Below are 14092 nucleotides of genomic sequence, written 5' to 3'. Positions count from 1 at the left end.
CCGGAACTGCGTTCTTAAAGCCTATCCGAAAACCGCCGGGGACTGTCCCTCTTTTGCGAAGTCCGCGGAGCAAAACGGGGACTGTCCCCTTTGCCTAGGCGGTTTTCGGATAAGCTCTTAATCTTCGATTATAGGACGGCGTCGATGCGCCGGGATAGAGGCCGAGGAATTGACGACGATCTTTTGCTGGAATTCACCGACGTCAGACGACGGACGCAAGCGGTGTCATCCGCATTCGACGCTAGGAGGGCCAAGGAAACCGCTCATTCGCAGGGCATCGGGATTGGCCTTTTGTATTGTAGAGTTGAATAATTGGATGTGAGCGCTCGACGGCGAGATGCCTATCGGTTCGTGGAAACCGCGCCACTCGCTTCTCGAGCAGATTTGGGGGGGGATCATGGCGGAACAACGGCGGGGCGACGTCGCCCAATCGCGATTGACGGCGATCGTCGAATCTCAAGAAGTCGCCATCATCAGCAAATCGCTCGACGGTACGATCCAAACTTGGAACCCGGGCGCCGAGCGGATCTATGGTTACACCGCCGAAGAGGCGATCGGCCATTCCATCGCCATGCTGATTCCGCCCGAAAGCGCCAATGAACTGCCGCGGATTATCGAACGACTGAAACGCGGCGAGATCGTGCGAACCTACGAAACGATCCGCGTGCGCAAGGATGGCTCGCGATTCGACGCCTCGATCAGCGTCGTGCCCGTCAAGGGCGAGCAGGGCGAAGTGGTCGGCGCGGCCGCGATCGCCCGCGATATTTCCGATCGCAAACAGCTCGAGCGCGAGTTGCAGAACCGCTTGCACGACCTGCGCGAGGTCGACCGCCGCAAGGATGAATTCCTGGCCATGCTCGCGCACGAGTTGCGCAATCCTCTGGCCCCGCTGCAAAGCGCGCTCGAGATTCTCGCGGCAGGCGTGGCCGACAGCAACATGATCGAGTGGGCCCGCGAGGTCATGGAGCGCCAAGTGGATCAGCTCGTTCGCTTGGTGGATGGATTGCTCGACGTCTCGCGAATCATGCAAGGTCGCATCGAGCTGCACAAGGAGCCGGCCGAGCTAGCCAACCTAGTCGCCCGCGCGGTCGAAACCGCCCAGCCGCTGATCGATTCTCGCGGACATAAGCTGACGGTCGTCGTCCCACCGCAAACAATCTGGGTCGAGGCCGACGTTTTGCGGCTCGTGCAAGTGTTGACGAATCTCCTCAACAACGCGGCCAAATACACCAAGACGCAGGGCCAAATCCGGCTGACTGCCGGTCAGGATGGAAACGAAGCCGTCGTGCGAATCAGCGACAACGGCATCGGCATCCCGGCCGACATGCTTCCACGGGTGTTCGATCTATTCGTGCAAGCCAATCCGACCGTTGCGCGGTCGGAGGGAGGGCTTGGGATCGGGCTGACGCTCGTGCGCCGAATCGTGGAATTGCACGGCGGCCGAGTGTCGGCGACAAGCAGCGGCGCCGATCAAGGGAGCGAGTTCGAGGTTCGACTGCCGGCGATGGTTCGCAATCAGGCCGCCGCTCGCGTGCCCGAGCAGGCCGCAGTCGATGTCTCGCATCAGCCGATCGGCCGGCATCGGGTCCTAGTCGTGGAAGACAATCTTTACGCCGCGAAGAGCTTCGCCGCCCTCGTGCGGCTCGATGGCCACGAGGTCCAGATCGCTCACGACGGTCCCGCGGCCCTGGAGATGGCCACGGCGTTCCACCCCGACGTGATTCTCTTGGACATCGGGCTGCCGGGCATCGATGGTTACGAGGTCGCCAGGCAATTGAGGGCGCAGCCGGAATTTGCCCGGACGAAGATCATCGCCATGACCGGCTACGGCCAACCGGAAGACCGCCGGCGATCGAAAGAGGCGGGCATCAATCATCACCTGGTCAAGCCGGTGAAGATCGATTTCGTGCGGGCGCTGTTGGCTCGTGGCGATTCGCCTGAGAACGGCATGGGCCTGTCGGCCGCCGCCAGCTCTTCGATGCTCGACCCGTCGATGAACCTGAGTTAGACTAGAGCCAGTTTCAAAACGACCCGGCGTTCCCGTTTTGCGCAGTCTGCGCAGAAAAACTGTAGTTGTCATCTCGCGGCGGATTACGACACGTCCGCTGGTGATTCCATGAGCGCAGAAGAACGAACCAGGCGGCGCGCGGCGGCGGCGGCCGAATTCGACCGGCACGAAAATCGCGGCGATGGAGAGCGGTTGACCAACAGTCTCGGCGACGGCTTGAGCTTGCTTCGCGACGCGTTTTTCAACCGCGTCCACGGCGACGTCGAGAAAGCCTTCGGCTTCGATTCCATGCTCCTGCCGGTCGCCGTGCTCAAGACCGAGGCGAACACGAACACCGAGATCGAGGTCTACCAAATCGTCGAGGCGGCCTTCGATGCACGCGAGAATCACTATCTGGCTGGTGAGGGCAACTGGTTCATGAGCTGGGTCGCCCGCTTGCGGCTTGCCGACATGGCCGAAGCACCGGTGGTGGCGCAGCGCTTGGCATTCTATGCGGAGCGATCGGCCGACGATCGCCGCCGGGCGTTTCTCTCCCGATTGCAACAGGTGCTTCCCGAGGCGGGCCACGCACCGCTGGTAATGTTTCGGCTGTTTCCCTTGGCGATCTCGATCGCGGTGGCGCTGGCCTTCGGCGACCATCCACGGGCGGAGGAAACGCGGAAGCGGCAGATCACCTGGCTCCCCAGCATCGCCGACTGCCACTCTTGCCACGGCAGCCTGCTCGAGAACGGCGAGAAATGCCAACACTGCGGCAACCCGTTCTGGAAATTCGACTGGCTCACCGCCGATTGAGCGGCGATCGCACAATCAGCGCGAGCGCAAACTGCGCGCAGAGCACCGCCACGATGCAAGGGCCGGTCGAGAGGTTGCCCGCTTCCAGGCTCAACACGAGCCCGCCGATGATCCCGATCATTCCGATCCACCACGACCAAATCAGCACTCCGGCCAGCCGTCGGCTAAGCAGAGTCGCGGTTGCCCCGGGAATCACGAGGAGTGCCGTGACGAGCACGATCCCCGCCAGCCGCACCGTGAGCACGATCGTCACGGACAGCAGCGCCAGGATCAGATAATGAATCAATCGGGTCCGCACCCCAAACACCTGGCTCACGGTTTCTTCGAAGGCATAGAAGACGATTTCCTTGAAGAACGCGGCCAAGAGCCCGAGAACCACCGCCGCTGCGCCCAGGGCCAGCCAGACGTCGTACGGTCCGACGTTCGATAACGATCCGAACAATAGCGACTCGATATTGATCGGTTGCCGCGCCGGGCCGAACAGCCGGATATACCAATCGTCTCCCTGAACGTTGCGATGCAAATCGGTCAGCAGCACACCCCAAGCCATCGCCGCCACCAACAAGATCCCGATTGCGCTATCCGCTTCGACGTGCCGGCGGCGAGAGAGCATCCCGATCGCAAATGCCGTCGCCAGGCAAAACGCCAGGACGACCAGATCGGTCTTCCAACTGCCGCCGCTCCCCATCCCGCCCCCGGTCAGGCCGAGGAAGAGCGCGGTCCCCAATCCGCCGAATCCCGCGTGGGCGATCCCCTCACCGATGAAGGCCATTCGTTTCGTCACGACGATCACCGAAAGCAACGAGCAGACCGTCCCCAACGCGATTCCCACGAAGAGCGCGTCGCGGAATAGATGGATTCGCCAGAGATCGAAGATGCGTTCGAGCATGGCAGGAGAAAGTCGGAGGTCGGAAGGAGGCAGGAGCCAGTTCGAAGACTATCGTAAGCCGGTTCGCTTGCGAACCGGAGCGCGCGGCGACCGACGCCACCTTGTCACCTTTTCACCCCGTCACCTTGTCACCTCGATCAACGCGCTCGCCCTCCTTTCTCCGCAGCGCCCAAGAAATCTCATGTTGAAATACCTCGCGGAGCACTTCCTCCGTCAGTCCCGCGGGCGAGTCGTGATAGTGGATCGTCTGATTCAGGCAAGCGACGCGGGTGCAGCCGGTGGCGATCGCCCGAATATCGTGGCTGACGATCACGAGCGTCAGATCGAGCGACCTGTGCAGGTCGTGGCTCAACTCGGCGAACTGTTGCTGGCCGGCCTCGTCGATGCCCACCAGCGGCTCGTCGAGGATCAGGATCTTGGGTTTCGCCGCAAGCGCCCGAGCCATGAAGCAGCGCTGCTGCTGGCCGCCGGAGAGGTCGCCAATCGGCCGATCGGCCAGCCGGTCGATCCCGACCCGTTCCAGCAGATGCTCGACATAAGCCCGATCGTCGCGCGAGTGCCGGCGGAACAGGCCCGTCTTGCCGACCAACCCCATGCGGACGACCTGCCGAACCGTCACGGGAACCCGCCATTCGGAACTGTGCCGCTGCGGCACGTAGCCGATGATTCCTCCCAGGCGGCACGCGGCGGGGGGGCTCATGCTCATCACCTGCACGCTCCCCGAGTAACCTTCCAGCAGCCCGAGCATGATCTTGAGGAGCGTGGTCTTGCCGGCGCCGTTTGGCCCGATGATCCCGAGGCTGCACCCGCGCTCGATATGCAGCGTCACGTCGCGCAGGGCCGGCCGCTGCGACTGGCCACCAGCCGAATCGTAGCGGTAACTCACGTGATCGACGCAAATCGCGTCTGCCCCCGCGCGATGCTCCGCCAGGCTGCCATGCGGGCAGCCCTCCGCGGCGGATGTTCCACCTGCCACGGCAGATGTTCCACCTGCCACGGCAGATGTTCCACATTCCGCGTCGTCGTGATCGTGGCTAGTCACGTGTCGTCCTCACTCGCTCTGCCCCTCGCAAAACCGCCGGGGACCGTCCCCATTTTGCGCGGACACGATCGCCGCGATGGTCGGCGGAGAAAAAATGGGGACTGTCCCCTTCTCCCAGGCGGTTGTGTGACGGGCACTCACTCGCTCTGCCCCTTGACCAGCGTCTTCAAATTGGAGCGCATCATTTCCTGGTAGGTGCGATAGCCGTCAACGGCCGGATTCCCCTGCGGATCGAGCGTTAGCACTTGCACGCCCGTCTCGTCGTGGAGCCGCTGGATGATTTGATCGGGAAACTCCGTCTCGGCGTAGAGCACCTTGAGCTTGTATTTTTGCATCGCCTCGAGCGCCTCGCGGATTCGGTCTGGCGTCACCTCGCCGCCGGGAGTCAGCTCGATATCCGTCAATCGCACAAGGATCTTCAGATGGTATCGGTCGGCAATCAGATCGAAGGCGCTGTGAAACGTGATGAGTTTGCGGTTCCGAACCGCGCCAAGCTGCTCGGCATACTCGCGATCGAGTTGGTGCAAGTCCGCAAGCAATTTGTCCGCCGCCGCTTGGATTGCCGCCGCGTGCTCCGAATATCGCTCTTTGAGCCGCCGCGATAGTGCTTCAACGAATTTGATCGTCAGCACGGGATCGAGCCACAGATGGTTGTTCTGCGGCCGTGGATTGCGGGCATCTTCCTTCGCCGCCCGAGAACCGGCGGGGACTGTCCCCTTTTGTGGAGCGGGCACCGTCGCCAGATGGTCGGGAACAAAAGGGGACTGTCCCCCTCTCCCCAAGTGGTTTTCGGATGGGCTCGTTGTACCGCTGGCGGCGATCAGATCGGAAAACCGGAGCACCTGAATCCGCGTGGAATCCGCGGCCTCGGCGGCCTTTTCCGCCCACGGATCGAGCCCCATGCCGACCACGACCAACAGATCGGCCCGCGCGACCTGCCGCATCTGATCGGGAGTGATTTCAACGTCGTGCGGCGAAGCGCTGGCGGGCAACAATGTCGCCACCTCGGCCCAACCGTCGGTCAACTGCTCGACCAGATTGGCCACCGGAAAAATGCTCACCGCAATCACCGGCTTGCCCGACTGAGTCGCCGGCGCGTGATCGCATCCCAACCATGCCACGACAAACGCGGCAAGGCAGCTAACCCATGCGAACTGCGAAAACCGCCGGGGACTGTCCCTTTTTTTGGCGAGCACTATCGCCGCGATGGTCGCGGAAAAAAAGGGGACTGTCCCCTTCTCCGCAGGCGGTTTTCCGAAAGGCTCTCCCGGCATAAGACGAACCCTGCGACGATTTGCAAATCAATTGCATATAGATTCTATCGTCCCCAGGGCCAACCTGTCCAGCGGCGGTTGGGAACGGCCTGCGGCGTTCCGGGGGCAGGTAGGGAACGGTCTCCGTGCCGTTCCGGGAGAGTCGAGCGCAGCCTGCAGGCGGTCGCGTTAGCCGGTTCGCTTGTCTTCGACCCTGAGGCTCAGACCGAAGGGCGAACCGGAGCCGACACGGGAAGCAGGGCATGCTCTGCATGCCGGATCCGTGATCGCGGCCGATTCGGCACGTCGGCACGCGTAGTGCGCCCTACTTGTCACTCGATCCGTGTGCCATCCGCGTCTCATCAGTGACCAATAAATCTCGTTCGCCGCCGGATCGTTATCGCCGCGACACCCAGTCCGAGGGCCGCCAAGATCAGCGTTGAGGGCTCCGGCACGGAAATCTGATCGCCCCCGGACAGAACTCCGAGCGAAAGTGACGCCCTCGACGCGGATGAATTCGGCTCCAATCCATTGATTCCGCCGAGCGCCGCCCCCGAACTGTCGGTGATGAACGGCTGGCTCAATGCCAGCGAACTGGCCAAGACGAGCCCACTGGAACCGGCAGTCGCATCGCTCACAGCCGAGCCGGAAGAGTCAACCGTCACGACGGAGCTGGACGCCGTCCCACCGACCACCAGCGACCGCTGAATGATATGATTGGCCGTCAGCACCGCGCCAGAGTTAATCGCGGCAACGCCGGTGCCGGCGACGTTGCCGGATTGCTGATTCCTCCCGCTCAAATTGAGCGTGCTTCCGCCGGCTTGCGCGATGTTGATCGTGCCGCTGGCTCCCGACGAAAGCGCCGCAACCGAACCGGCGAATTCCAAAGTCCCCGTCGAGCCGACATTCGCCGTCACGCCGCTGCCGATCGTGGATGCGCCGGTCGACACATTCAACCTAAGCGTTCCGCCGTTGACGATGGTCGAGCTGCCGGTCGCGGGCGTGGTGTTCGTCAGCGAGGCAGCCGTCGAACCGCCATTGAGATTCATCGCCCCGGTGCTCGAGTTCGACGATGCCGAATTGGACGTGCCGCTGACGGCCGTTATCGTAACGCTTCCCGTGGTGTACAGATTCGACAAGTTCCAAATCAGCCCCGCGGCGGTCGTGACTTTCGAGAACCGATCGTTCGCCGGCAGCGGGCCATTCCAGTTGAACAATTGAAATGTGTCGCCCACGAGGTTCGGTGGATACGCGTCTGCGGCGATCTCCAAGCCGAGCGTGCCGCCGAGCGCGGGATGGACCTTGGGAGCAAACCCGATCGGCGAGGTCCAATTGGAATCAAGCAAGAACCGCAGCGTTGAGCCCGCGTCGAATCTCGCGCTATCGCGAACGGTGACGGAGGTCGGATTGTTTCGGATAACCAGTTTTTCCCCTGCCAACAATGCCAGGCCGTGAACCGATCCGTCGGGCCGAATCGTATTGCGTAGGATGGTCGAAGCGACCGGCGACCATCCGCTCGCCCCACGGAGATCGGCGCGGGTAAAGTCGGTGTTGGCCAGATTGGCGTGCGTCAGCGTTGAGAGACGCAAATCGGCGCTGGTGAGATTGGCGTCGGACAGATTTGCGCGAGTCAGGTTCGCTTGGGAGAGGCCAGCATTCGTGAGATTCGCGTTTCGGAAGTTGGCGTGAGTAAGTATCGCCTCGTCTAGATGGGCGCCGGCCAGATTGGCATTGGTGAAGTCGCCGTTGACTGCAACAGCCGGATAAAAGCCAGATAAAAAAGGATCTGCAAATAAGGCGTCGGCTAGGTCCGCATTGGCGAAGTTTGCGCTGGTGAGGATCGAATTGACAAAATACGCTCGGCTGAGATCCGCGTTGGCAAAGTTCCAACCCGTTAGGTCGTCGGCTCCAAGTCCGATTCCTGCGAGTTCGTGGCGCATGTAGCTCGCGGTGCTGTAAAGCTGCCCGGCAGTGAAGCCGGTAGCGCCGCTGAAGCTGGCACCTGAAATGATCGCTCCTTGAAACCGCGCTTTGGTAAGGGTCGACTCGGCGAACACGGCCCCGGAGAGATTCTGGTTCGTGAAGTTCCAACGGGTCAGATCGTCAAAAACGAGGTCTAGGCCCTGCAGATTGCCTTCCTTATAGCTGGCGGTGCTGTAGAGCTGGCTGGCCGTAAGATTCGCGTATTCGAAATGAGCCCCTTTGATAATCGCCCCTTTGAAGTTTACGCGAGTGAGCGTTGACGAAATAAAGGAGGCATTGGTGAGATTCTGATTGGCGAAATTCCAACCCGTCAAATCATTGCCGGCAAACAGGATGCCCTCCAGATGGCGACTCGCATAGCTGGCGGTGCTATAGAGTTGGCTGGCACTAAATCCGCCCGGCGTTGTGTAGACAAGTTTCGCCCCCTTGATGATCGCTTTCGTGAAATTCGCGTTCGCCAAGGTCGAATCGGTAAGATCGGCATTGGTGAGATTGGTCTTGGTGAAATCGTAGCCGGTCAGATCAGAGTAGGAGAGGTCTGCTCCTGTCAGGTTCGCGCCGGGGTAGCCAGGGGGCACGATGCTCACCGTGCCGTTGCTATACAGCTTCGACAAATCCCAGTTCACGCCGCCCTCAGTAACGATCGACGAGAAGCGGTCGTTCGCCGGCAACGTCCCGTTCCAATTGAAAAGCTGGAATGTGTCGCCAAGAAGTGTCTTCGGGTCAACTCCATTGGCGATTTCCACGTCGAGCGTGCCGCCGAGCGAAGGCGTCAGCCCGGAGGCGAACCCGATCGGGGAAGTCCAATTAGGTTCGAGCAAGAACTGAAGCGTTGAATTCGTGTCAAACGTCGCGCTCGTGCTCACCTTGATGGCGAGCGGATTGTTTCGCACGACAAGTTGTTCGTAGGGCCCCAATGCCAAACCGTGGATCGACCCGTCGGGGCGAATGGTGTTCTGCGTGATGGTAGCGACGGCCGGCGACCAACCGGTTGCGCCCCGCAGGTCCGCGCCAGTAAAATCCGCATTCGTAAGATTCGCAAAAGCGAAATTGGCAGCGGTGAGAATGGCACTCGAAAAGCTTGAGCCCGAAAGATTCGCGCCGGAAAGATTCGCGCCACTGAAGTTCGAATTGTAGATTGTCGAAGAGTTCAAATTGGCGCCCGAAAGATTCTGATTGGAAAAATCCCAGCCCGGCAGGTATAGGTTTTCAAGCCCGATGCCGGCCAAATCCTTGTTTGCGTAGCTCGCGGTGCTATAGAGTTGACTAGCGATAAGACTTGAAGGTCCGCCACCGCCGCCTACATTGATCGTGTCCGGCCTGTTGGCAATGACGATGTGCGGCACAACTGCGCCGCCGGCGCCCGCCCCACCGAAATCCGCACCCGTGACGACTGCGCCGCTGAGAGTCGCGTTCGCCAGATTCGCGGCGACGAGATTGGCGCCGGTTAGATTGGCGTTTGAAAAATTCGAGTTCGAGAGGTCCGCATTGCGGAAACTGGCGGTCGTGAGGTTGGCGCCGCTGAAGTTCGCGCCGTAGTATTGCGATGACGACGATGCGAAATTAGCGCCGGTAAGGTTCTGCCCCGAAAGATCCCAACCCCCGATGTAGAGGTTCTCAAGACCGATCCCGGTCAAGTCATGATTGGCGTAGCTGGCGGTGCTGTACAATTGGGCGGACGTGATGCTGGGGCCACCCGCGAAAATGATCCCCCCGCTGCCGACGCTGCCCTTTGCACCGCCAAGGTCCGCCCCTTTAACGATCGCGCCGGTGAAATTCGTATTTCCCAGATTGGCGGCAGCGAGATTCGCACTCGTCAGGTCGGCATTGGTAAGATTTGCACCGCTTAGATTGGCACTGGTGAGGTTTTGACCAGCAAGGTGCCAGCCGCTCAGGTCAAGGTTCTCGAGGCCGATCCCCTCCAGGTCGCCGTTGGCGTAGCTCGCTGTGCTGTAAAGTTGAGCTGCCATGAGCGGAGTGTTGCCGCCAGTGGTGCCTCCGCCGCCGTAGCCGATCGTCCCGCCATTGCCCAACGTCCCCACAATCGTGATCGTGCCGCCGCCCAAGTTGCCCAGGCCATTACCGCCAGTGCTACTACCGAAGTCAGCACCTTTAATGATCGCGCCAGCGAAAGTCGCGTTCGTCAGGTCAGACGAAACAAAGTTGGCGTTGGTGAGGTTGGCGTTGGTGAAATCGGCGTTGGCCAGGCTCGAATGATCGACGTGAGCGCCGGTGAGGTTCGCGCTGGTGAATTGCGCGCTCGTCAATTTCGATCCGGTGTAATAGGTGTATGTCTGACTACCATAGCCGTTCCAGTAGGTGCCAGTTTGCTTGACGCTGAACATAGCGTTGGCAAGATTTGCGCCTGTGAAAATGGCGTTCGTCGCCGACATATTGCCGAGGTTGGCATTGGTCAGGTCGGCAGTCGATAGATTTGCTCCCGACAGGTTGGCATTAGCGAAGTTCATGTTGGCAAAGCTTCCGCCGCTTAGGTCAATGCCCTGAAGTCCGATGCCGCTCAGGTTCACCTTCGCATAGCTCGCCGTCATATAGAGTTGGCTCGCGCCGAAGCCGCTTGCGCCGCCGAATTGAGCGCCGTCGACCGTCGCGCCGTTGAGGTTCGCGTTCGTCAGCGTCGAATTCGTGAGATTGGCGTCATGAAGGTTCGCTCCGCTCAGATTAGAGTTGGCAAGATTCGCATTAGTCAGCGTCGACGACGCCAAGTTCGCGTTGGTGAGATTTGCGTTGGCAAGATTGGCGTTGGTCAGCGTTGAAGTGTCAAGATTGGCGTTGCCGATATTCGCCCCCGCGAGATTCGCATTGTCCAGCGCGGAATGGGACAGGCTCGCGCCCGCCAGACTCGCGTTGGCAAGGCTTGCGCTCGCCATATTGGCGCCGGTAAGATCGGCATTGGTGAAGTCGACGTTAGTCAGCGTGGCCCCTGATAAGTCGGCATGGGCGAGCTTGAAACTGGCCAAGTTCGCTCCGGTGAGATCGATCCCCGCTAGGCCGACGCCGGTAAGATCACCGCTGGCGTAGCTGGCGGTGGTGTACAGTTGGCTCGCGGTGAAGTCGTTCGCACCATCGAAATTCGCCGCGGTGATGACCGCGCCCGTGAAGTTAGCGTTAGTCAGGGTCGCCCCGGTCAGTACGGCGTGGTCAAGATTCGCGCTCGTCAGATTGGCATTCGATAAATTGACGTTGGTCAACGCCGTCTGAGTAAAATTGGCATTTGTGAGGTTCGCATTCGAAAAGTTGGCGTTGGTCAAGATCGTCGCATTGCCGAAAAAGTAACCGGCGTTCGACGCGAAGCTGGCATTGGTGAGATTGGCATTGGTGAGATTGGCATTGGTGAGGTTCGACCCTGTGAAGCTGGCGCCCGTGAGGTTCTGGTTGGCGAAATTCCAGCCGCTCAAGTCATGATAAGTCAGCACGATGGCGCCCAGATCGCCGTTCGCGTAGCTAGCAGTACTATAGAACTGGGCGGCCGAAATAGTTGCGGGACCGCCAAACCCGTAAAGGCCAAGGCTGCCAAAATTTGCACCTTTAATGACCGCTCCTGTGAACGTCGCGTTCGTCAAGTCGGACGAAACGAGACTCGCATTAGTAAGATTGGCGTTGCTCAAATCGGCATTCGCCAAAACCGTCGACGTAAGATCAGCTCCCGTGAGGTTCGTGTTGGCAAGATTCCAGCCCGTTAAATCATCGTTGGTCAGGTGAATTCCGGCCAGGTCGCCAGTGGCATAGCTTGCGGTGCTATACAGTTGACTGGCGCTGAGCCCGCCGCGCCTCTGCAAGGGACCGTTGTAGAAGCTAACAAAGTAACTGCCAAAGTTGGCCCCTTTGACAACGGCGCCAGCGAAGTCGGCATTGCTAAGCGGTGTGCCGGAAAGGTTCGCATTGGTGAGGTTTGAATTGGCGAAGCTGACGTTCGTGAGGACGGCACTTCCAAAGTTCGCACCGGTAAGGTCTTGGTTGCCGAGATTCCAGCCAGTCAAGTCATTATTCTCAAGTCCGATGCCCGCGAGATCGCCGTCGACATAGCTGGCGGTGCTGTAAAGCTGCGAGGCGCTTATGCCTCCGGCACCGTCAGGCGCATAGAGATAACCGCCGCCGAAGTCTGCGCCTTTGACAATCGCGCCGCCAAGCATGGCGCCAGTCAGAATGGCGCCAGTAAGGTTGGCGTTGGTGAGATTCGCGTTGGTGAAATTGACGTTCGCCAGGGTTGAGATGGAAAGGTTCGCGCTGGTAAGAATTGCATTAGTGAAGTCGCCATTCGTAAGGGTCGAGGACGAAAGATTGGCGCTCGTGAGGTTCTGATGGGAAAAACTCCAACCAGTTAAATCATTGTTCTCGAGTCCAATACCCGTCAGATCGCCGCTCACGTAGCTGGCGGTGCTATAGAGCTGACTCGCGCTGAGTCTCGCACCGATGGCAGCATACGCGGAGCTGCCAAAATCCGCCCCTTTTACGATTGCGCCGCTGAAGTTGGCGTTCGACAAGGTCGAGCCAGTCATTACAGCGTTGGTGAGATTGGCATTGCCAAGATTGGCGCTCGTCAGATTCGCGTAAGCCAAATTGGCGTTAGTCAGGTTAGCATTGGTAAAGTCAGCACTTGTCAAATTCGCTACGGTAGCGCCGTAGCCATTACCAACGCCAAAGCTGGCGTTCGTGAGATTGGCATTGATGAAAATTGTGTTGGCCAGGGTCGAGCCAGAGAAGTTGGCGCTGGTAAGATTCTGGTTGGTGAAATTCCAGCCGGTCAGGTCACTATTTGCAAGTCCAATGCCCGACAAATCGCCCATGGTATAGCTGGCGGTGCTGTAGAGTTGGCTCGCCGTCAACAAGCCGTTGAATCCGAAGTTCGCCCCTTTGACGATCGCGCCATTGAAACTCACATCGGCCAACTGGGTGACCCTGACAAAATACACGTTCGCAGAATAGAACGATGCATTGGTTAGATTCGCGTTGCTGAAATCAGCACCGCTTAGGTTGGAGCCAGAAAAGTCGGCGCTCGTCAGATTCTGGTTGGCGAAATTCCATCCAGTCAAGTCGTTCCCAACAAGGTGGATGCCGGAAAGATCACCGTTGACGTAGCTGGCAGTGCTGTAAAGCTGGCCGGCGGTAAAGTCCGTGCCGCCGTAGGGATAAAAAAAGTACCTGCCGCTAAAGTCCGCCCCTTTAATGACTGCGCCCGTGAAGTTTGCATTGGTTAGCGCGGAATCTGCAAGGTTGGCGTTGGCGAGCTTCGCGTTGGCGAAATTGGCGTTGGTTAGGGCCGATGAAGAGAGATTAGCGCTCGTGAGGGTCTGGTTAGCAAAGTTCCAACCAGTTAGATCACTTCCTCCAAGTTCAATCCCGGTCAGATTCCCTCCGACGAAACTCGCGGTGCTATAGAGCTGGTTTGCAGTGAACCCCGCGTACGTCGCATTTGTAAAGTTCACCCCCGCTACGATGGCCCCGGAAAAGTTCGCGTTTGTCAGCCAAGTGATCGGGGTATAGCCCGGCGGACTCGAACGGAAGGACGCGTTAGTGAGATTGGCATTGCTGAAGTCGGCATTGCTCAGATCCGCATTGTAATAGATGGCGCCGTTTAGGTCAGAGTTCAAAAACGAAGCGCCGATAAGGCTTAGAGGAGAATTGTAATCGTAACCGCCGAACGATGCGAATTCGAGCTGATGGCCCGGTGTGTTCCAGCCACTCAAGTCGACTCCTGGGCCGGGGGTGATTCCCTCGGTTCCTGGGATCACCTCGCCAGAGTTGGGAGAGGCGGAATTGTAGTAAATCTGGGCCCGCGCGGTGCCGGTGTAGAATGCGGTTGCAAACAGTGCGATGCAAGCAACGGCGGCCCGCCGGAGCGCGGCGAGCGAGGGCCATCGAATCGCGGTTGGTGCGGAAGTCGTTGCCGCGGGCGGGGCGGCAGGGGTGGCTGAGTCCGAGCGGGCGGGGCACGGATGCGATTTCATTGACGGGCTTTCGAGAGGTGGTGGCGATCTCGAATTGGAATTGGGCAAGTCTGTCATAATACCAACGGGGAGGGTTTAATGCCACGCGCCGGTGAGAGTTTCAGCGGTTTTTGCAAGGCGGTCTTCCGCAGGGTTCGTGGCGTCCGTGCGAACGTGCGT

6 protein-coding genes are annotated in these 14092 nt (G+C 59.7%); 2 read left to right on the top strand and 4 right to left on the bottom strand.

Annotated elements, in window-relative coordinates:
• Positions 1-397 precede the first annotated feature (397 nt).
• Both VGY55_09435 and VGY55_09430 read left to right on the top strand, forming a co-directional pair.
• Positions 398-2008 carry a PAS domain S-box protein gene (locus VGY55_09435; GenBank protein ID HEV2970200.1) on the top strand — a complete coding sequence of 537 codons (1611 nt, stop codon included), beginning with the start codon at positions 398-400 and terminating at the stop codon, positions 2006-2008.
• A gap of 108 nt (positions 2009-2116) precedes the next feature.
• Positions 2117-2800 carry a hypothetical protein gene (locus VGY55_09430; GenBank protein ID HEV2970199.1) on the top strand — a complete coding sequence of 228 codons (684 nt, stop codon included), beginning with the start codon at positions 2117-2119 and terminating at the stop codon, positions 2798-2800.
• Here the strand turns inward: VGY55_09430 and VGY55_09425 are convergent.
• From VGY55_09425 to VGY55_09410, 4 genes are all read right to left on the bottom strand, one after another.
• On the bottom strand, positions 2787-3689 hold the full coding sequence (locus VGY55_09425) for a metal ABC transporter permease (protein HEV2970198.1): 903 nt from the start codon (positions 3687-3689) through the stop codon (positions 2787-2789). The two genes, VGY55_09430 and VGY55_09425, sit on opposite strands and share 14 nt — an antisense overlap.
• 112 nt (positions 3690-3801) lie before the next feature.
• Positions 3802-4731 (bottom strand): metal ABC transporter ATP-binding protein, encoded by a 930-nt coding sequence (locus VGY55_09420; protein HEV2970197.1) that lies wholly within the window; start codon positions 4729-4731, stop codon positions 3802-3804.
• Positions 4732-4868: 137 nt separating this feature from the next.
• Positions 4869-6005, bottom strand: a complete 1137-nt coding sequence (locus VGY55_09415; protein HEV2970196.1) for a metal ABC transporter substrate-binding protein — start codon at positions 6003-6005, stop codon at positions 4869-4871.
• 341 nt (positions 6006-6346) lie between these two features.
• Entirely contained in the window at positions 6347-13933 is a 7587-nt protein-coding gene (locus VGY55_09410) for a pentapeptide repeat-containing protein (protein HEV2970195.1), read from the bottom strand.
• Positions 13934-14092: the final 159 nt, after the last annotated feature.

The sequence above is a fragment of the Pirellulales bacterium genome (genome assembly GCA_035939775.1).
Taxonomy (GTDB): domain Bacteria; phylum Planctomycetota; class Planctomycetia; order Pirellulales; family DATAWG01; genus DASZFO01.
Note: the sequence above shows the minus strand (reverse complement) of the source record. Positions and strands in the feature narration are given on the sequence as shown.

Excerpts from the sequence above, each read along its gene's own strand:
- VGY55_09425 (HEV2970198.1), bottom strand. The coding sequence starts at position 3,689 with ATGCTCGAACGCATCTTCGATCTCTGGCGAATCCATCTATTCCGCGAC.
- VGY55_09410 (HEV2970195.1), bottom strand. The coding sequence starts at position 13,933 with ATGAAATCGCATCCGTGCCCCGCCCGCTCGGACTCAGCCACCCCTGCC.
- VGY55_09415 (HEV2970196.1), bottom strand. The coding sequence starts at position 6,005 with ATGCCGGGAGAGCCTTTCGGAAAACCGCCTGCGGAGAAGGGGACAGTC.
- VGY55_09435 (HEV2970200.1), top strand. The coding sequence starts at position 398 with ATGGCGGAACAACGGCGGGGCGACGTCGCCCAATCGCGATTGACGGCG.
- VGY55_09430 (HEV2970199.1), top strand. The coding sequence starts at position 2,117 with ATGAGCGCAGAAGAACGAACCAGGCGGCGCGCGGCGGCGGCGGCCGAA.